At 31.8% G+C, this 19,091-nt stretch carries 19 protein-coding genes, 2 tRNA genes and 1 riboswitch; all 21 genes read left to right on the plus strand.

The features are described 5' to 3' along the window. Window positions 1-15 precede the first annotated feature (15 nt). Entirely contained in the window at window positions 16-1,182 is a 1,167-nt protein-coding gene (locus SHK09_RS11960) for an O-succinylhomoserine sulfhydrylase (RefSeq protein WP_319811019.1), read from the plus strand. A 29-nt stretch (window positions 1,183-1,211) separates the two neighbouring features. Continuing rightward, window positions 1,212-1,625, plus strand: a complete 414-nt coding sequence (locus tag SHK09_RS11965) for an Rrf2 family transcriptional regulator (protein ID WP_319811020.1) — start codon at window positions 1,212-1,214, stop codon at window positions 1,623-1,625. 219 nt (window positions 1,626-1,844) lie between these two features. Continuing rightward, window positions 1,845-2,108, plus strand: a complete 264-nt coding sequence (locus SHK09_RS11970) for a DUF2061 domain-containing protein (protein WP_319811021.1) — start codon at window positions 1,845-1,847, stop codon at window positions 2,106-2,108. Further along, window positions 2,096-2,722: a phosphoadenosine phosphosulfate reductase family protein gene (locus SHK09_RS11975; RefSeq protein WP_413774280.1), complete on the plus strand. Its 627-nt coding sequence runs from the start codon at window positions 2,096-2,098 to the stop codon at window positions 2,720-2,722. The genes SHK09_RS11970 and SHK09_RS11975 overlap by 13 nt, the downstream gene beginning before the upstream one ends. Window positions 2,723-2,733: 11 nt before the next feature. Further along, window positions 2,734-3,639 (plus strand): sulfate adenylyltransferase subunit CysD, encoded by a 906-nt coding sequence (cysD, locus tag SHK09_RS11980; RefSeq protein ID WP_319811022.1) that lies wholly within the window; start codon window positions 2,734-2,736, stop codon window positions 3,637-3,639. A gap of 191 nt (window positions 3,640-3,830) precedes the next feature. Continuing rightward, complete coding sequence (locus tag SHK09_RS11985; protein ID WP_319811023.1) at window positions 3,831-5,078, plus strand: sulfate adenylyltransferase subunit 1; 1,248 nt, start codon at window positions 3,831-3,833, stop codon at window positions 5,076-5,078. Window positions 5,079-5,106: 28 nt separating this feature from the next. Continuing rightward, window positions 5,107-7,200, plus strand: a complete 2,094-nt coding sequence (locus SHK09_RS11990) for a HEPN domain-containing protein (protein WP_319811024.1) — start codon at window positions 5,107-5,109, stop codon at window positions 7,198-7,200. 17 nt (window positions 7,201-7,217) lie between these two features. After that, complete coding sequence (cobA, locus tag SHK09_RS11995; RefSeq protein ID WP_319811025.1) at window positions 7,218-7,988, plus strand: uroporphyrinogen-III C-methyltransferase; 771 nt, start codon at window positions 7,218-7,220, stop codon at window positions 7,986-7,988. 9 nt (window positions 7,989-7,997) lie between these two features. After that, the gene (locus SHK09_RS12000; protein WP_319811026.1) at window positions 7,998-8,582 is read left to right on the plus strand and encodes a bifunctional precorrin-2 dehydrogenase/sirohydrochlorin ferrochelatase; all 585 of its coding nucleotides are present in this window, start codon (window positions 7,998-8,000) and stop codon (window positions 8,580-8,582) included. A gap of 1 nt (window position 8,583) precedes the next feature. Next, the gene (locus SHK09_RS12005) at window positions 8,584-9,639 is read left to right on the plus strand and encodes an NAD(P)/FAD-dependent oxidoreductase (RefSeq protein WP_319811027.1); all 1,056 of its coding nucleotides are present in this window, start codon (window positions 8,584-8,586) and stop codon (window positions 9,637-9,639) included. 57 nt (window positions 9,640-9,696) lie between these two features. Then, window positions 9,697-10,026, plus strand: a complete 330-nt coding sequence (locus tag SHK09_RS12010; protein WP_319811028.1) for a 2Fe-2S iron-sulfur cluster-binding protein — start codon at window positions 9,697-9,699, stop codon at window positions 10,024-10,026. Between the two features lie 8 nt (window positions 10,027-10,034). After that, complete coding sequence (epsC, locus tag SHK09_RS12015) at window positions 10,035-10,790, plus strand: serine O-acetyltransferase EpsC (protein ID WP_319811029.1); 756 nt, start codon at window positions 10,035-10,037, stop codon at window positions 10,788-10,790. Window positions 10,791-10,794: 4 nt separating this feature from the next. Continuing rightward, the gene (gene cysM / locus SHK09_RS12020) at window positions 10,795-11,685 is read left to right on the plus strand and encodes a cysteine synthase CysM (RefSeq protein ID WP_319811030.1); all 891 of its coding nucleotides are present in this window, start codon (window positions 10,795-10,797) and stop codon (window positions 11,683-11,685) included. Window positions 11,686-11,819: 134 nt separating this feature from the next. Then, window positions 11,820-11,927, plus strand: a riboswitch (SAM riboswitch). Between the two features lie 47 nt (window positions 11,928-11,974). After that, the gene (locus tag SHK09_RS12025; RefSeq protein WP_319811031.1) at window positions 11,975-12,988 is read left to right on the plus strand and encodes a homocysteine S-methyltransferase family protein; all 1,014 of its coding nucleotides are present in this window, start codon (window positions 11,975-11,977) and stop codon (window positions 12,986-12,988) included. 15 nt (window positions 12,989-13,003) lie between these two features. Beyond that, window positions 13,004-15,679, plus strand: a complete 2,676-nt coding sequence (metH, locus tag SHK09_RS12030; RefSeq protein WP_319811032.1) for a methionine synthase — start codon at window positions 13,004-13,006, stop codon at window positions 15,677-15,679. Between the two features lie 4 nt (window positions 15,680-15,683). After that, window positions 15,684-15,920 (plus strand): hypothetical protein, encoded by a 237-nt coding sequence (locus SHK09_RS12035; RefSeq protein WP_319811033.1) that lies wholly within the window; start codon window positions 15,684-15,686, stop codon window positions 15,918-15,920. A 158-nt stretch (window positions 15,921-16,078) separates the two neighbouring features. After that, a complete protein-coding gene (gene metF / locus SHK09_RS12040; protein ID WP_319811034.1) occupies window positions 16,079-17,035 on the plus strand; it encodes a methylenetetrahydrofolate reductase [NAD(P)H] in 957 nt (318 codons plus the stop codon). A 231-nt stretch (window positions 17,036-17,266) separates the two neighbouring features. Further along, window positions 17,267-17,584, plus strand: a complete 318-nt coding sequence (gene trxA / locus SHK09_RS12045) for a thioredoxin (RefSeq protein ID WP_319811035.1) — start codon at window positions 17,267-17,269, stop codon at window positions 17,582-17,584. Window positions 17,585-17,781: 197 nt separating this feature from the next. Then, on the plus strand, window positions 17,782-18,702 hold the full coding sequence (locus SHK09_RS12050; protein ID WP_319811036.1) for a DUF58 domain-containing protein: 921 nt from the start codon (window positions 17,782-17,784) through the stop codon (window positions 18,700-18,702). A 62-nt stretch (window positions 18,703-18,764) separates the two neighbouring features. Further along, window positions 18,765-18,838, plus strand: a tRNA-Asp gene (locus SHK09_RS12055). Window positions 18,839-19,017: 179 nt separating this feature from the next. Then, window positions 19,018-19,091: transfer RNA gene (locus SHK09_RS12060), tRNA-Asp, on the plus strand.

Below are 19,091 nucleotides of genomic sequence, written 5' to 3' on the forward strand. Positions count from 1 at the left end.
ATAATTAAAAAAAAGATGAGCAAACATTTCGAAACAGAAGCAATTAGAAATCAAACAGAAAGATCTCAATTTCAAGAACATTCTACGCCTTTATATTTAACATCTAGTTTTGTTTTTGATGATGCAGAAGAAATGAGAGCCTCGTTTGCAGAAGAAAAAGAACGTAATTTATATAGCAGATTTACAAACCCAAATACTACAGAGTTTGTAGATAAAATTGTTATAATGGAAGGTGCAGAAGCTGGTTATGCTTTTGCAACTGGTATGTCTGCAATTTTTTCAACCTTTGCCGCTTTGTTAAATGCTGGTGATCATGTGGTTTCTTGTAGATCTGTTTTTGGCTCTACACACAGTATGTTTACTAAATTCTTACCAAAATGGAATATTGAAACATCGTATTTTAAAGTAAATGAAGTCGATTTAGTAGAAAGTCTAATTCAACCAAACACAAAAATTTTATACATAGAAACACCAACAAACCCAGCAGTAGATATTTTAGATTTAGAAGTAATAGGTAAAATTGCTAAAAAACACAATCTAATTTTTATTGTTGATAATTGTTTTGCAACACCTTATGTGCAGCAACCAATTAAATTTGGTGCAGATTTAGTAATTCATTCTGCTACAAAATTAATTGACGGACAAGGAAGAGTTTTGGGTGGTGTTACTGTTGGTAATAAAGAATTAATGCGAGAAATTTATTTATTCGCAAGAAATACTGGGCCAGCGATGTCTCCTTTTAATGCTTGGGTTTTATCTAAAAGTTTAGAAACTTTGGCTATTAGAGTAGAAAGACATGCAGAAAATGCTTTAAAAGTTGCAGAATTTTTAGAAACTCAAAGTAGTGTTGAGTTTGTAAAGTATCCATTTTTAAAATCGCACCCTCAATATAAAGTGGCTAAAAACCAAATGAAATTAGGTGGTAATATTGTTGCTTTCGAAATTAAAGGAGGAATTGAAGCTGGAAGAAAGTTTTTAGATAGAATTAAAATGTGTTCCTTATCTGCTAATTTAGGAGATACAAGAACTATTGTTACACATCCATCATCTACAACTCATGGTAGACTGTCTGAAGAAGATAGGTTAGAAGTAGGTATTACTAAAGGTTTAGTAAGGGTTTCTGTAGGTCTAGAAAATGTAGCAGATATTATTACAGATTTAGAACAAGCTTTAAATGGATAAACTAATTATAAATTCCGTAATTTTGTTTAATGCTTTCTAAAAAGACAAAATACGGAATTAAAGCGCTTACCTATTTGGCAAAGCAGGAAAACAAAACTCCTGTTTCTATCGCAACTATTTCTAAAAGTGAAAATATTTCTTTAAAATTCTTAGAAAGTATTTTATTAACACTTCGTAAAAACGGAATTTTAGGCTCTAAAAAAGGAAAAGGTGGTGGTTATTATTTATTAAAAGAACCATCAGAAATACAAATGACTTCTGTAATGAGAGTTTTAGAAGGTCCAATTTCTATGATTCCTTGTGTAAGTTTAAATTTTTATGAAAAGTGTGACGATTGCCCAGATGAAAATGCTTGTGCAGTTCATAGTCTAATGACTAAAGTACGCGATAATACGCTTCAGATATTTAAAAACACTTCATTATCAGATCTTTGTAAGTGTTAGGTTACTTGCTTTAAATCTTTTTTATTACCAATAAACTTTCTTTAAAGATACCCTTACATAGGTTTCATATTCGTAATATTATTACTTCATTTTTATTAATCTACTAAATCTATAGGGTTAAGGTAAGTATTGGTAATATTAAGAGTCTAAGTAATAAAATTTAATGTACGTTTGCAATGTCCTATTAAATGAGTAGGGTATTTGAATTAATTAATTACTATGATTTTAAACCAAATCATTTTTAGTAAAAAAACACGAAGTAAGGGTTTTGAAGAAGACAAAACTTCTGAAAAACCTTTACGAAGTGTTATAAAAGCTCTTAGTTGGAGATTGATAGGAACGCTAGATACTTTAGCCGTTTCTTATTTTGTAACAGGAGAAATAGGATTAGCAACCTCAATTGCATCCGTAGATTTTTTAACAAAATTAATACTGTATTTCTTTCACGAGAGAATCTGGAATAAAATAAAATGGGGAAAATAACGAACATGAATTTAGAAGAAATAAATAAGCAGTTAGAAGATAAAAGTCCTTCAGAAATAATTACTTGGGCAATTTCTATTGCAAAGAAACCTTTGGTTACAACTAACTTTAGACCTTATGAAGTTGCTATTTTAAATGCAGTTGCAGAGGTAGAAAAAGATATTAAAGTTATTTGGTGCGATACCGGTTATAATACTGTGCAGACCTATAAACATGCAGAAGAAATTATAGAAAAACTAAGTTTAAACATTTATTTATATACACCAAAACAAACTACAGCTCATAGAAATGTTGTTTTAGGAGTTCCTTCTGTAGAAGACCCAAAACATATTTTGTTTACAGAACAAGTTAAGTTAGAACCTTTTTCTAGAGCTATGAAAGAACACCAACCAGATGTTTGGTTTACAAACTTAAGAAAAGGACAAACTGCTTTTAGAGACAGTATAGGTATTGTTTCTAAAAGTAAAGACGGTGTCATAAAAGTAAGTCCGTTTTATCATTGGTCAGACGAAGATTTAGACACTTATTTAGAACAATATAATTTACCAAACGAGTTTACATATTTCGATCCTACAAAAGTAGAAAGTAATAGAGAATGTGGTTTACATATCTAAAAGACATGATTATGAATCAAAGAACAATACAAGTAGATGCTTTAGAAAGTGAAGCAATATATATATTTAGAGAAGTAGTAGCACAATTCGAAAAACCTGTGTTATTATTCTCTGGAGGAAAAGACAGTATAACTTTAGTGCGATTAGCACAAAAAGCATTTTATCCAGCAAAAATTCCTTTCCCTTTAATGCATATTGATACAGGTCATAATTTTCCTGAAACAATAGAATTTAGAGATCGCTTAGCAAAAGAATTAGGTGTCGAGTTAATTGTACGTAATGTACAAGACAATATAGATTCTGGTAGAGTAAAAGAAGAAACAGGTAGATATGCAAGTAGAAATATGTTGCAAACAGAAACACTTTTAGATGCTATCGAAGAATTTGGTTTTGATGCATGTATTGGTGGCGCAAGAAGAGATGAAGAAAAAGCGAGAGCTAAAGAAAGAATCTTTTCTGTAAGAGATGATTTTGGTCAGTGGGATGAGAAAAACCAACGTCCAGAAGTATTCGATATGTTAAACGGACGAATAGATTTAGGTCAGAATGTACGTGTTTTTCCAATTTCTAATTGGACGGAATTAGACGTTTGGTCTTATATAGAAAAAGAAAATATCGAAATTCCATCCATTTATTTTGCACATAAAAGAAAAATATTTGTAAGAGACGGAATGATTTGGTCTGCAGATGATGCAGTTGTTTTTAGAGATAAAGAAGAGTTAGTAGAAGAAAGAATGGTTCGTTTTAGAACCGTTGGAGATATGAGTTGTACCGCAGCCGTTTTATCCGACGCAGTCGATATTGCAAAAGTTGTAGAAGAAATTAGAGATTCTTCAATTTCAGAAAGAGGCGCAAGAATAGATGACAAACGTTCTGAGGCAGCAATGGAGAAACGCAAACAACAAGGGTATTTTTAGAATACTTTGGGCGTTTTAACAGGCTTTCCACTATATCTTTTTTTGAAAAAAAATCAAAAAAAGGATGTCGTTTCAATCCCTAACGCAACTATTTGCAAACACCTTACAGAATTTAAAACACTTTTGTAAGTATTAAAAAGGAATACAAATTAAGCTAAAAGCCAAAGGCCAATAGCGAACAGCTCATAAGAATGAAAGTACTAAAAATAGCAACAGCAGGAAGTGTAGATGATGGTAAGAGTACCTTAATTGGTCGTATTTTATACGATACAAAATCATTAACAGACGATAAGTTAGAAGCAATAGAAGAAAAAAGTAGACAACGTGGTTTCGATTATTTAGATTTTTCTTTAGCAACCGATGGTTTAGTTGCAGAACGTGAACAAGGAATTACTATTGATGTTGCACATATTTATTTTTCTACACCTTCAAAAAGTTTCATTATTGCAGATACGCCAGGTCATATAGAGTATACAAGAAACATGGTTACTGGTGCTTCTACAGCGCAAGCTTCTATTGTTTTAATAGATGCTAGAAACGGAGTAGTAGAACAAACATATCGTCATTTTTTTATCAATAATTTATTAAGAATTAAAGATGTTGTAATTGCTGTAAATAAAATGGATTTAGTTGATTTTTCTGAAGAAAAATATAATGCTATTAAAGGAGAAATTGAATATTTAGCAAGTAAAAGTGAGTATAAAGGTCAGAATTTAACCTTCATTCCATTATCTGCTTTACAAGGAGATAATGTTGTAAAAGCATCAGAAAAGATGCCTTGGTATAAAGGAGAAACATTAATGCACCATTTAGAAAGTTTAAATACAGAAGACATTGCAGATGCTTCTCAGGTTCGTTTTCCTGTGCAAACAGTAATTAGACCTAAAACAGAAGAATACCATGATTTTAGAGGATATGCTGGTAAAATTTACGGTGGCGATTTAGCAGTTGGAGATGAAGTTACTGTGTTACCATCGCAAACAAAATCTAGAATTAAAAGTATCAATTTCTTCGATAAGGAATATTTAGTAGCAAAAAGAGGTAGCTCTGTAACAATTACATTAGAAGATAATGTAAATGTAAGTAGAGGAGATATGTTGGTAAAAGTAGATGAAGAGCCAACAATTGCAAAACATTTAGATGCAACTATTTGTTGGATGGATAAAGAGCCTTTACAAGCGTCGCAAAAATATTACATTAAGCATGGTGTAAATGATGCGCAAGCAAAAATCACACAATTGTCTAGTATTATTAAAACAGATTTTTCTGGTATTGAAGAAAACCCATCAGAATTAGTATTAAATCAAATAGGAGATATACAATTAAAGTTAAGTAAACCATTATTAGTTGATTCTTATAAAGACAATAAATCTAATGGATCTTTTATCTTGATTGATCCAAAAACAAACAATACAGTTGGAGTAGGTTTTATCAAATAAACCTATTTAATTTAAAGAGATATTTACAATGAAAAGTTTTGAAACAGAGATAGAAAATCCAATTGTAGAAAGAGATATTATTGAATTAGCAGATAAAATTGCTGCATTTAATAACCTACAAATAGACGAAGAAAAGTTTAGAAGTTTACGTTTAGCAAGAGGAGTTTACGGTCAGCGTCAAGAAGGTGTACAAATGATTCGTATTAAATTACCTTATGGAAAAGTAATGAGTAATCAATTACGTAGAATTTCTGCAGTTTCAGATGAGTATTCTAGAGGAAGATTACACATTACAACACGTCAAGATATTCAAATTCACTATGTAGATTTACAAAGAACGCCAGAATTATGGGCAGAATTAGAAAGAGATGATGTTACCTTAAGAGAAGCTTGTGGTAATGTTGTTAGAAATGTAACTGCTTCTGAAACAGCAGGTATTGATGTTGATGAGCCTTTTGATGTTTCTCCGTATGCAGATGCATTGTATAAATTCTTTTTACGTAACCCAATTTGTCAAGAAATGGGACGTAAATTTAAGGTTTCCTTTTCTTCGACAGATGAAGATACAGGATTGTCTTATTTACATGATTTAGGTTTTATTGCTAAAATAGAAAACGGCGTAAGAGGTTTTAAAGTGATGGTTGCAGGAGGTTTAGGTTCTCAACCAAGACATGCAGAAACTTTATACGAGTTTTTACCATCAGATAAAATTATTCCAGTAATGGAAGGAGTTTTAAGAGTTTTCGATCGTTATGGTGAACGTAAAAGTAGAGCCAAAGCAAGAATGAAATTCTTATTAAAAGATATCGGTTTAGAAGCTTTTAGAAAATTAATAGAAGAAGAACAAAATGCAATTGAATTAAAAACAGTTCCAATTGATGCAGATGGTTATGTTGCGTCAACGCCAGTTTCAATAGAAGCTCCAGAGGTAACAATTAAAAATAAAGAAGCATTTAATCTGTGGAAATCGACCAATTTAATTCCACAAAAACAAGAAGGATATGTTGCTATTGGAATTAAAGTTTTATTAGGAGATTTTTATACAGATAAAGCACGCTTATTAGCCGATTTAGTTGATACATATGCAGCAGGAGAAGTTCGTTTAACATTGCGTCAAAACATTGTAATTCCTTTTGTAAAAGAAGATTTAGTTCCTCTTTTCTATCAAGAATTAGAAAAGTTAGGTTTTGTAGAAGCAGGTTATAACAAAGCGGTAGATATTACAGCTTGTCCTGGTACAGATACGTGTAATTTAGGTATTGCAAGTAGTACAGGTATTTCTGTTGAATTAGAAAGATTAATAGCAGCAGAATATCCTCAGTATTTAAAAAACGAAGATCTTATTATTAAGATTAGTGGCTGTATGAATGCTTGTGGCCAACACAATATGGCAAACATTGGTTTTCAAGGGATGACTGTAAGAACACCAGATAAATTAATAGCACCAGCATTACAAGTTTTATTAGGTGGTGGTAATTTAGGGAACGGAAACGGAGCTTTTGCAGATAAAGTTGTAAAAGTGCCAGTTAGAAGGGCTCCAGAAGCTATGAGAAGAATCTTAAATGATTTTGAAGCAAATGCAGGTGGAAAGGAATTTGTACATTATTATAAAGAAAAAGGAGAAAAGTATTTTTACGATTTTTTAAATGATTTACAAGATGTTTCTAATTTAACTCAAGAAGATTTTATAGATTGGGGTGAAGAAGATAAATATGTTAAAGAAATAGGTATTGGGGAATGTGCAGGTGTTGTTATCGATTTAATTGCAACTTTATTTTTAGAAAGTGATGAAAAAATTGATAATGCAAATGAAGCTTTCGATAACGGAGTGTATTCAGGAGCAATTTATTACGCATACCAATCTATCGTTAATTCTGCAAAAGCATCATTATTAGCAGTAGATAAGAAGACAAATACGCATGCAAGTATTGTTTCTCAATTCGATATTGTATTTATTTCATCAGAAAAAATAGATTTAGGCACTTCTTTTGCTGATTTGATTTATCAAATCAATAAATTTGCACCAACAAAAGAATTTGCTGATAAATATATTAAAGATGCAAGTATGTTTTTACAAAAAGTAAGAACATTTAGAGAGGCAGAAACTGCAGTTGCAAAATAAGCTATTAAAAGAAAAAGATGAGTTTTAAAAAACCAAAGTTAACAGTTGTAGGTGCTGGCCCTGGAGATGTAGATTTAATTACAGTAAAAGCAGTTAAAGTCTTAAAAATTGCAGATGTAGTTTTATACGATGCTTTGGTAAATGAAGAGCTGTTGTCTTATATTAATCCAGAAGCAGAACAAATTTTTGTTGGAAAACGAAGAGGTTGTTATAAGTATCAGCAAGAACAAATTAATGAGTTAATTGTTGCTCGAGCAAAATCTAACGGACATGTAGTTCGCCTAAAAGGTGGAGATCCTTTTATTTTTGGTAGAGGTGCAGAAGAAATGGAATTTGCAGCAAGTTTTGGAATAGAAACGGCTATGGTTCCTGGTATTTCTTCTTCACTAGCGGTTCCTGCATATCAAAACATTCCTGTTACAAAACGTGGAAGCGCAGAAAGTTTCTGGGTAATTACAGGAACTACAAAAGAGCATAAACTATCTAATGATGTTGCACTTGCAGCAAAATCGAATGCGACAGTTGTAGTTTTAATGGGAATGGGTAAATTAGCGGAGATTGTAAAATTGTTTCAACAAGAAAATAAAAATAATTTACCAGTTGCAATTATTCAAAACGGAACAAGAAGTAATGAAAAAGTAGGAATTGGTACTGTAGATACAATTTTAGATGTTGTAGAAGAGAATGAGTTAAGCAATCCTGCAATTATTATTTTAGGAGAAGTTGTAACGCACAGAGAATCTTTTGCAAACGTTAAAAGAGAATATTCTAAAGAAGTAATAGATTAATTTATTCTGATGGAAAGAAATAATTTATATCCTATTTTTTTAAAAGCAAAGAGTTTAAATGTACTTATTGTTGGTGGTGGAAATGTAGCAGAAGAGAAATTAACTTTTCTGTTAAAATCTAGTCCAGATGCACACGTAACAATGGTATCTCCTATGTTTAGAGAAGGTACAATTTCTTTGGCAAAAAAAGGATGCGTAACATTAATTAAAGATATTTATAATAAACGTTATTTAGCAGGTAAACATATGGTTGTTGCTACAACAGACATTCCAGAAATTAACGTACAAGTTTGGCAAGATTGTAGAGCAGAATCTAAATTGGTAAACGTAGCAGATAACCCACCATATTGCGATTTTTATATGGGAGGAATTGTAACCAAAGGAAATGTAAAAGTGGCTATTTCTACAAACGGTAAATCGCCAACAACAGCAAAAAGATTACGTCAGTTTTTCGAGGATGTTATTCCAGAAAATGTAGACGATTTAGTAAAGAATTTAAACGAGTTTAGGAAAACAATTAAAGGCGATTTCGAGCAAAAAGTGGAGACATTAAACGAATTCACCAAAGGATTAATAGAGAAAAAAGAATCTTAAGATGATTACAACAGATATACTAATTATTGGAGCAGGACCAACAGGTTTATTTACTGTTTTTGAAGCAGGTTTATTAAAGTTAAAATGCCATTTAATTGATGCATTACCGCAACCTGGTGGGCAATGTTCAGAAATTTATCCAAAGAAACCAATTTATGATATTCCTGCATACCCAGAAATTTTAGCAGGTGATTTAACGCATAAGTTAATTGAACAAAGTAAGCAATTTGAACCTGGTTTTACATTAGGAGAAAGAGCTGAAACAATAGATAAGCAAGAAGACGGTACTTTTATTGTTACTACAAATAAAGGAACACAACACCATGCTAAAATTGTTGCAATTGCAGGAGGTTTAGGTTCTTTTGAACCAAGAAAACCATTAATACCTAATATTGCAGAATTCGAAGATAAAGGTGTAGAATATATAATTAAAGAACCAGAATTTTACAGAGATAAAAAAGTAGTTATTTCTGGCGGTGGAGATTCTGCTTTAGATTGGGCTGTTTTCTTATCTGATGTTGCTTCTGAGGTAACTTTAATTCACAGAAGAAACGAATTTAGAGGAGCTTTAGATTCTGTTGAAAAAGTACAAGAATTAAAGAATATAGGGAAGATTAGAATGATAACTCCTGCAGAAGTAAAAGGAATTGTAGGTGATGATAAAGTTACCGGTGTTATTGTTGAGAAAAAAGGCGAAGAAGCTTTTACTGTAGAAACAGATCATTTTATTCCGTTATTTGGTTTATCACCAAAACTAGGTCCAATAGGTAATTGGGGTTTAGAGATTGAGAAAAATGCGATTAAGGTTGATAATTCTTTAGATTACCAAACAAACATTCCGGGAGTATATGCAATTGGAGATGTTAATACATATCCAGGAAAATTAAAATTAATTCTTTGTGGTTTTCACGAAGCAACTTTAATGTGCCAAAGTGCATACAAAAGAATCTTTCCAGACAAGAAGTATGTAATGAAATATACAACAGTTGGTGGTGTAGATGGTTTCGATGGTACAAGGAAAGAAGCACCAAAAGCAGTTGTTAAAGCAATAGAATAGTAAGTTTTTTGTTAGGTTTGTGTAACTTAGCAGACAATATAACTAAAAGAAAAATAGATGCAAGACATCAATATAAAAATAACAGATAGAAACGGCGTAACACATGAAGTTGTTGCTCCTACAGATATGGCAATGAATCTTATGGAAGTTGTTCGTTCATACGAATTAGCAGAAGAAGGTACTATTGGTATTTGCGGGGGAATGGCAATGTGTGCTTCTTGCCAATGTTATATAAAGTCAGATCATAAATTACCAGAAATGACAGATGATGAAGATGCAATGTTAGCAGAAGCATTTAATGTTGAAGATAATAGTAGGTTAGGTTGTCAAATACAAATGACACCAGAAATTAATGGTCTAGAAGTAGAATTGGCACCAGAGTCATAGATATAAGAATGAAAGAAGTTGTGCCAAAAAGAATACTTAAAAATTACAGCATGTGTTTAAGAGATGCTGTAGAAACTTTTACAAAAGAGTTGATTAATTGTTTATTCGATGAACAATATAAGCAAGAGAAAGGAGAGGTTACTAAAAACAAGTTTTTAAGAATTTTAGAGCGATTATCAATAGAAAATAAAGATTGCTTTTGGTTAGATTTCGAAAAATCTTTTATAGAAATAAGAAGAAAATTAGATTTAGACGCTTTGTTTGCTTTAAATAGCGATCCTGCAGCAAAAAGTTTAAGAGAAATTTATTTAGCATATCCTGGTTTTTATGCAATAGCTGTTTATAGATTAAGTCATCAATTATTAAAACAAGAAATTCCTGTTTTACCAAGAATGATGAGTGAGTTTGCACACAGTACAACAGGTACAGATATTCATCCTGGAGCAACAATAGGAGAATCTTTTTTTATAGATCATGCAACCGGTATTGTAATAGGAGAAACGACTATAATAAAAGATAATGTTACCATTTTTCAAGGAGTAACTTTAGGTGGAATACAAGTTAAAAAGAGTTTAGCATCAACAAAAAGACACCCAACAATAGAAAGTAATGTTGTTATTTATGCAAATGCTACTATTTTAGGTGGAGACGTTGTTATTGGAGCAAATTCTATTATTGGAGCAAACGTTTGTATAACAGAGTCTACGCTAGAAAACTCTGTGGTTACTGTTCAGTCAGAAAATAAAATTTTTCAAAGAAATTAATCAGATGAAAACAAAAAGTATTATAGATTTTGTAGGGAACACACCTTTGGTGGAAGCACAACATATATTCAAAAAAGAAGGCGTTACTTTATTACTAAAATTAGAAGGTAATAACCCCGGAGGAAGTGTTAAAGATAGAGCTGCCTATAATATGATTTCTGAAGCATTAAGAAGAAAAAATATTAAAAAAGGCGATACTTTAGTTGAAGCAACAAGCGGAAACACAGGTATAGCATTAGCTTTAATGGCAAAAGTTTTAGGAGTAAATATGGTGTTAGTTTTACCAGAAAACTCTACTATAGAAAGAATTAAAACAATGCGTGCTTACGGAGCAGAAGTAATTTTAACTCCGCAAGAATTAGGTATTGAAGGTTCTAGAGATTATGCTTTAAAACTAAAATATAAAAAAGGATACTTTAGGTTGAATCAATTTGATAATCCAGATAATTCGAAAGCACATTATAAAACTACCGGACCAGAAATTTGGAGAGATACAGAAGGAGAAGTAACTCATTTTGTAGCTGCAATGGGAACAACCGGAACAATTATGGGAGTTTCAGATTTTTTGAAAGAGCAAAATAAAGACATTACTATAATTGGTGCCCAACCTAAAGATGGTGCGAAAATACCAGGAATTAGAAAGTGGCCAGAAGAATATTTACCGGCAATTTTTAATAGATCAAAAGTAGATGAGGTTATAGAAGTTAGTGAAGAAGAAGCCAAAGCAATGTCTCAAAGATTAGCTTCCGAAGAAGGTGTTTTTGCAGGAATGAGTAGTGGAGGTTCTGTAGTTACGGCTATAAAAGTAGCAGAAAAATTAGAAAAAGGTGTTGTTGTTGCAATTATTTGCGATAGAGGAGATAGATATTTATCATCTACACTGTTCGAAAAATAGTAATTCCATTATATAATTGATGTATTTTATTAAATACTGAAAACCATCGATTTATATTAAATTATTAAGAAAATATTACTACAAATAAATATTTAATACGTTTATTTGTAGTTCAGTTCATAAACTTATTGATTACGTTATCACGAAAGGCAGAGGGATTAGACCCATTGAAGCCTTGGCAACCTCTCATTTTTTTGAGAAAGGTGCTACATTCTACAAGTTTTTAACTTGACAGATAACAGCGAAAAAATTACCTTTCCTGATGACATATTGATAGAAAAATCAACAAATGTCAAATATATACAAAGCTTTACAAGAACGAATTCTGATTTTAGATGGTGCAATGGGTACCATGCTTCAGGCTTATAAATTCACTGAAGAAGATTTTAGAGGCGAACGCTTTAAAGACTATCCAACTCCACTTCAAGGAAATAACGATTTGTTGTCACTTACCCAACCAGAAGCTATTAAAACCATTCACGGTAAATACTTTGAGGCTGGTGCAGATATTATAGAAACTAATACATTTTCTGGGACCACCATTGCAATGGCAGATTACCAGATGGAAGATTTGGTGTATGAACTAAATTACCAATCTGCAAAAATAGCCAAAGAAGTTGCAAATGAGTTTACAGCAAATGAACCGCATAAACCCCGTTTTGTAGCAGGTTCAATTGGGCCAACCAATAGAACAGCAAGCATGTCGCCAGATGTAAATGACCCTGGTTACAGAGCCGTTACGTTCGATGAATTAAGAATTGCTTATAAACAACAAACAGAAGCTTTATTAGATGGTGGCGCAGATTTGTTACTTGTAGAAACTGTATTCGATACTTTAAATGCAAAAGCAGCTTTATTTGCTATTGAAGAAGTAAAAGAAGAAAGAAATATAGAGGTTCCAATTATGTTAAGTGGAACTATTACAGATGCATCTGGTAGAACATTGTCTGGGCAAACGGCAGAAGCTTTTTTAATTTCAGTTTCTCATATACCCTTATTGTCTGTAGGATTTAATTGTGCCTTAGGAGCAAATTTACTACAACCTCATTTAGAGTCTATCGCAAATAAAACAGATTTTGCTATTTCTGCACATCCAAATGCGGGTTTGCCAAATGCTTTTGGTGAATATGATGAAACTGCAGAAGAAATGGGAGAACAAATTGAAGAATATTTAAAGAAAGATTTAATTAATATTATTGGAGGATGTTGCGGAACATCACCAGAACATATTAGAGAAATTGCAAATATTGCTACAAAATATAAACCAAGAGTCTATTCTAAAGTTATTTTAGAATCTTATTAGAAGGATAGAAAGAAGATGAAGATAAAACAAACAAAATATATGAGATTGTCTGGTTTAGAGCCTTTAATTCTAAACGAAAACAGCAATTTTATAAATGTTGGAGAGCGTACAAATGTTGCCGGTTCTCGTAAGTTTTTAAGATTGATAAAAAACGAGCAATTTGATGAAGCTTTAGATATTGCAAGACATCAAGTAGATGGTGGTGCGCAAATTATTGATATTAATTTTGATGATGGTTTAATTGATGGAAAACAAGCCATGGTTCGTTTTCTAAATTTAATTGCTGCAGAACCAGATATTTGTAGAGTACCAATTATGATTGATAGCTCTAAGTGGGAAATCATAGAAGCAGGTTTGCAAGTTGTTCAAGGAAAGTGTGTTGTAAATTCAATATCACTTAAAGAAGGAAAAGAAAAGTTTATTTGGGAAGCAAAACAAATAAAACGATATGGAGCTGCCGTAATTGTAATGGCTTTTGATGCCGAAGGGCAAGCAGATAATTATGATCGAAGAATTGAAATTGCTAAAAAATCGTATGATATTTTAGTAGATGAAGTTGGTTTTCCTAGTGAAGATATTATTTTCGATTTAAATATATTTCCGGTTGCTACTGGGATGGATGAGCACAGAAAAAATGCCATCGATTTTATTGAAGCAACACGTTGGGTAAGACAAAATTTAACCAATGCAAGTGTAAGTGGAGGTGTAAGTAATGTGTCGTTTTCTTTTAGAGGAAATGACGGAGTTAGAGAAGCAATGCATTCTGTTTTCTTGTATTATGCAATACAAGCAGGTATGAATATTGGAATTGTAAATCCGGCACTTTTAGAAGTGTATGATAATATTCCGAAAGATTTATTAGAACGTGTAGAAGATGTAATTCTAGATAGAAGAGAAGATGCAACAGAACGTTTATTAGATTTTGCTGATAGTGTAAAAGGTTCTAAAACTGAAAAAACAGTAGATTTAACATGGAGAGAAGGCTCTGTACAAGATAGAATTACTCATGCTTTGGTAAAAGGAATAGATGCCTTTATTATTGAAGATATAGAAACAGCAAGACAAGCTGCAGAAAAGCCAATTGATGTTATTGAAGGTAATTTAATGATTGGTATGAATGTGGTTGGAGATTTATTTGGAGCAGGAAAAATGTTTTTGCCGCAAGTAGTAAAATCTGCACGTGTAATGAAAAAAGCAGTAGGATATCTAAATCCGTTTATTGAAGCGGAAAAAGGAGATAAGCAAGAACCTGTTGGTAAGATATTAATGGCTACTGTAAAAGGTGATGTGCATGATATTGGTAAAAATATAGTAAGTGTTGTTTTGGCTTGTAATAACTACGAAATTGTAGATTTAGGCGTAATGGTTCCGCCAGAAAAGATTATTCAAATGGCAATTAGCGAACGTGTAGATGCTATTGGTTTGTCTGGTTTAATTACACCTTCTTTAGATGAAATGGTTTATTTAGCCAAAGAAATGCAACGTCAGAATTTTGTTTTACCATTGTTAATTGGCGGTGCAACAACTTCTAAAGCACACACTGCAGTTAAGATAGATACACAATATGAAAATGCAGTTGTACATGTAAATGATGCTTCTAGAGCAGTAACTGTTGTTGGAGATTTGTTAAATAAAAAAACGAGTCATTTATACACTGCAAAATTAAAGAAAGATTACGATGAATTTAGAACCAAGTTTTTAAAACGAGGGAAAGAAAAATCTTATGTTTCTATTATAGAAGCTCGTAAGCGTAAATATAAAATTGATTGGGAAACTTCGGAAATTGTAAAACCTAGAGAATTAGGTATTCAAACTTTTGAACAATTAAGCTTAAAAGAATTATTACCATTTATAGATTGGAGTCCGTTTTTTAGAAGTTGGGATTTGCATGGGAAATTTCCTGCTATTTTAACAGATAAAGTTGTGGGTGAACAAGCAACTATTATGTATGCAGAAGCACAGGCAATGATTAAAGAAATTATTGCAAAGCAATTATTAAAGCCAAAAGCAATTTTTGGTTTGTTTGAAGCAAATTCTATTAACGACGATGATATCTCGATACAGAAGAAGGGAAAAGAAGTTGCTGTTTTTAGAACATTACGTCAGCAATTAAAAAAGCGAGAAGGAATTCCTAACATTGCTTTATCAGATTTTATTGCGCCAAAAGAAACTGGTAGAACAGATTATATGGGTGCTTTTTGTGTGGCTATTTATGGTGCACAAGAATTAGCAGACAGTTATAAAGAAAAAGAAGATGATTATAATGCGATAATGGCGCAAGCAATTGCAGACCGTTTTGCAGAAGCGATGGCAGAATACTTGCACAAGCAAATTAGAACAAAACATTGGGGTTATGATGCTGATGAAGGATTAACAAATGACGATTTAATTAAAGAAAGTTATAAAGGAATTCGTCCTGCACCAGGATATCCTGCATGCCCAGATCATTTAGAAAAAGAAACTATTTGGGAGTTGTTAGATGTTGAAAAACAAATAGGAGTTAAGCTTACTGAAAGTTTAGCAATGTGGCCAGCAGCGGCAGTTTCTGGTTATTATTTTGGTAATAAAGAAGCAAAGTATTTTGGTTTAGGTAAAATTACAGATGATCAAGTAACAGATTTTTCTACAAGAAAAGGAATCACAAAAGAAAAAGCAAGAAAATGGTTACACCCAACACTTGCAGAAGACTAAACATATGGAATTTATAGAGTTACATTTAGGAAGTTACATTATTTCTCATGGTTATGATAAAAATAATAATGAGGTTATGGCACATATTCCTGCAGAAAAATTTGGAAAAAAACTGATTGCAGTTTCACGAATTAAATCTTTAAGTGAAAAATATATTCTAACAGATTATTTAGACGGAAGATGGATTTATTGGGAATATAAAGAGGATTTTGAAGCTGTAAAAATGCTGCTAAAGAAGTAGCGTTAGCGATTGAAACGGCATCCTTTTTTTGTTTTTTCAAAAAAAAAGATATAGTGTAAAGCGCGCCCCTTGTGGTAACGCCCAAAAAGATAAAATAAATATTAATACAAAATAACCCGCAACAGTTTTCCTCTTTTTAGAGGGATTAAGGGAGGCTAATGAAAGTTACAGACCATATTAAAAACGCAAATGGTAAAACATTATTTTCTTTTGAAGTAATACCACCTCAGAAAGGAAAAAATATTCAAGATTTATATAGTAATATAGATCCTTTAATGGAGTTTAAACCGCCTTTTATAGACGTAACCACATCTAGAGAAGAGTGTGTTTATTTAGATAGAGGAAACGGACTTTTAGATAGAAGAATTACTAGAATGCGACCAGGAACAGTAGGTATTTGTGCTTCTATTATGCATAAGTATAAGGTAGATGCGATTCCGCATTTGTTGTGTGGAGGTTTTACCAAAGAAGAGACAGAATATGTTTTGGTAGATTGCCATTATTTAGGATTAGATAATGTGATGGCTTTACGTGGAGATTCTATGAAAGATGAATCGTATTTTAAGCCTGTAAATGGTGGAAATGCTTTTGCAAGTGATTTGGTAGATCAGATTACGAATTTAAACTGCGGAAAATACTTGCATAATGATGTGAATGTAGAGCATCATTCAGATTTTTGTATTGGTGTTGCTGGGTATCCAGAAAAACATATGGAAGCACCTTCTTTAGTGTCTGATTTAAGACGTTTAAAAGCAAAGGTAGATGCAGGTGCAGATTATGTAGTAACGCAAATGTTTTTTGATAATAATAAATATTTCGAGTTTGTAAAAGCGGCAAGAGAAATGGGAATTAATGTGCCAATAATACCAGGAATTAAACCTCTGGCAGTTAAAAGACATTTACAAATTTTGCCACAAGTTTTTAAAATAGATTTACCGCAAGACTTAATAGATGCTGTAGATGATTGTAAAAACAATAAATCTGTAAGACAAGTTGGTATTGAGTTTGCAATACAGCAATCTAAAGAGTTATTAGAAGCTGGAGCACCTGTTTTACATTATTATTCGATGGGTAAAAGTGATAATATAGAAGCTATTGCATCTAAACTGTTTTAAATAAAAACAACTTTTATAGAAACTGTCTTTCCTGTAATAAAAGGAATTTGAAATAAGAATCCATTAAAAAAGAACACCTATAAGTCTCTTTTTTAATGGATTCTTTATTGGTAAGCATAAAGACTATTGATAGACAAATAGTAAAAAGTAATTTTTTAAAAATATAGAAAATAAATAAAATGACTACTTTTGTGGTACAAAACTGAAATAACAATTTAAAAATATAAAAAAATGGCATTAGAAATAACAGACGCAAACTTTGAGGAATTAGTATTAAAATCTGATAAACCAGTATTAGTTGATTTTTGGGCAGCTTGGTGTGGACCTTGTAGAATGGTTGGGCCAATTGTAGACGAAATTCATACTGAATATGATGGTAAAGCTATTGTTGGTAAAGTAGATGTTGATGCTAACCAAGAATTTGCAGCAAAATATGGTGTTAGAAATATACCAACTGTTTTAATTTTTAAAAACGGAGAAGTTGTAGATAAGCAAGTAGGTGTTGCACCTAAAAATGTGTATACAGGTAAAATTGATGCTGCTATATAAGTAGTATTAATATTTTATAATATTAAAAAGGTTTGGCTAACGCCAAACCTTTTTTTATTTTAGAACTTTAGTTATTAACTGTGTTTAAAAACACGTTTTCGGTTATTTTTAAATAGTTATTATTTAAACGACTTTAGAAAAGATTAAAATTTAAATGCAGGTAATTTAACAAGAGCTAAACATATTAAAAAAATAGTATGAATCTATCGGAAGTAAAATCATCAGAAATAAAAAACCTAGATATTCTTGCTAAACAAGTAGTAGAAGGCTTTATTACGGGGATTCATAAAAGTCCGTTTCATGGGTTTTCTGTAGAGTTTTCTGAACATAAATTATATAATAAAGGAGAAAGTACACGCCATATAGATTGGAAGTTGTTTGCAAAGACAGAGAAATTGTATACAAAAAAATATGAGGAAGAAACTAATTTACGATGTCATATTATTATAGATAATTCGGCATCGATGCATTATCCTGTTGTAAAAAAGCAAACTTTAAACTCTTTAAATAAAGTTGGTTTTTCTGCAGTAGCTGCAGCTTCTTTAATGGAGATTTTAAAAAGACAAAGAGACGCTGTTGGTTTAAGTATTTATTCTGATAGCTATGAGTATTATGCACCAGAAAAAGGAAGTGACCGTCATAGAAAGATGTTGCTACACCAATTAGAGCAATTAATGGTTTCGGAATCTAAAGCATCTACAGAAACCTATAAGTATTTACATGAAATTGCAGAAAAAATACACAGACGTTCTTTAATTTTTGTTTTTACAGATATGTTTCAACCAAATAAAGAAAATGATTCTCTTTTTGAAGCACTAAAACATCTTAAATTTAACAAACATGAGGTTGTTTTGTTTCATACTTATGATGGGGAAACAGAGTTTAACTTCAATTTTGATAATTCTCCAAAGAAGTTTGTTGATGTAGAGACTGGAGAGGAAATTAATATTTACGCAGAAAATGTTCAAGAAAAATACAAGGAATTAATAAGTGTGTATTTTAAAGAGTTGAAAAATAAATGTTTACAGTATAAGATTGATTACATACCAGTAGATATTCATAAAGGATATAATGAGATTTTAACTTCTTATTTAATTAGTAGAAAAAAAAGTAAATAATTTTTTAAATTTATGTTGCATATCTAAAAATAGGTGTTATATTTGCAACCGCTTAAAGCAACGGTCTGGTAGTTCAGTTGGTTAGAATACCTGCCTGTCACGCAGGGGGTCGCGGGTTCGAGTCCCGTCCAGACCGCAAAAGCACTTCATTTATGAGGTGCTTTTTTTTTGTTATAATAAATTTTTATTGTTTTTTTTGTAAACACCTAGTCTTGAGGTTTTTTAGTGTTTTATGAAAAAAAATAAAAAACTAAAGGCTAATAACGTTGTGTTTTTAATAAAATAGGTGTTATATTTGCAGTCGCTAAAAGCAACGGTCTGGTAGTTCAGTTGGTTAGAATACCTGCCTGTCACGCAGGGGGTCGCGGGTTCGAGTCCCGTCCAGACCG

Origin of the sequence: Polaribacter sp. PL03 (assembly GCF_033875165.1) — a bacterium.
Classification (GTDB): Bacteria; Bacteroidota; Bacteroidia; order Flavobacteriales; family Flavobacteriaceae; genus Polaribacter.

Excerpts from the sequence above, each read along its gene's own strand:
- SHK09_RS11985 (WP_319811023.1), top strand. The coding sequence starts at position 3,831 with ATGAAAGTACTAAAAATAGCAACAGCAGGAAGTGTAGATGATGGTAAG.
- SHK09_RS11970 (WP_319811021.1), top strand. The coding sequence starts at position 1,845 with ATGATTTTAAACCAAATCATTTTTAGTAAAAAAACACGAAGTAAGGGT.
- cobA (WP_319811025.1), top strand. The coding sequence starts at position 7,218 with ATGAGTTTTAAAAAACCAAAGTTAACAGTTGTAGGTGCTGGCCCTGGA.
- cysM (WP_319811030.1), top strand. The coding sequence starts at position 10,795 with ATGAAAACAAAAAGTATTATAGATTTTGTAGGGAACACACCTTTGGTG.
- SHK09_RS12005 (WP_319811027.1), top strand. The coding sequence starts at position 8,584 with ATGATTACAACAGATATACTAATTATTGGAGCAGGACCAACAGGTTTA.
- epsC (WP_319811029.1), top strand. The coding sequence starts at position 10,035 with ATGAAAGAAGTTGTGCCAAAAAGAATACTTAAAAATTACAGCATGTGT.
- trxA (WP_319811035.1), top strand. The coding sequence starts at position 17,267 with ATGGCATTAGAAATAACAGACGCAAACTTTGAGGAATTAGTATTAAAA.
- SHK09_RS11960 (WP_319811019.1), top strand. The coding sequence starts at position 16 with ATGAGCAAACATTTCGAAACAGAAGCAATTAGAAATCAAACAGAAAGA.
- SHK09_RS12035 (WP_319811033.1), top strand. The coding sequence starts at position 15,684 with ATGGAATTTATAGAGTTACATTTAGGAAGTTACATTATTTCTCATGGT.
- SHK09_RS11965 (WP_319811020.1), top strand. The coding sequence starts at position 1,212 with ATGCTTTCTAAAAAGACAAAATACGGAATTAAAGCGCTTACCTATTTG.
- SHK09_RS11990 (WP_319811024.1), top strand. The coding sequence starts at position 5,107 with ATGAAAAGTTTTGAAACAGAGATAGAAAATCCAATTGTAGAAAGAGAT.
- SHK09_RS12025 (WP_319811031.1), top strand. The coding sequence starts at position 11,975 with ATGTCAAATATATACAAAGCTTTACAAGAACGAATTCTGATTTTAGAT.
- cysD (WP_319811022.1), top strand. The coding sequence starts at position 2,734 with ATGAATCAAAGAACAATACAAGTAGATGCTTTAGAAAGTGAAGCAATA.
- SHK09_RS11975 (WP_413774280.1), top strand. The coding sequence starts at position 2,096 with ATGGGGAAAATAACGAACATGAATTTAGAAGAAATAAATAAGCAGTTA.
- SHK09_RS12000 (WP_319811026.1), top strand. The coding sequence starts at position 7,998 with ATGGAAAGAAATAATTTATATCCTATTTTTTTAAAAGCAAAGAGTTTA.
- SHK09_RS12010 (WP_319811028.1), top strand. The coding sequence starts at position 9,697 with ATGCAAGACATCAATATAAAAATAACAGATAGAAACGGCGTAACACAT.
- metH (WP_319811032.1), top strand. The coding sequence starts at position 13,004 with ATGAAGATAAAACAAACAAAATATATGAGATTGTCTGGTTTAGAGCCT.
- SHK09_RS12050 (WP_319811036.1), top strand. The coding sequence starts at position 17,782 with ATGAATCTATCGGAAGTAAAATCATCAGAAATAAAAAACCTAGATATT.
- metF (WP_319811034.1), top strand. The coding sequence starts at position 16,079 with ATGAAAGTTACAGACCATATTAAAAACGCAAATGGTAAAACATTATTT.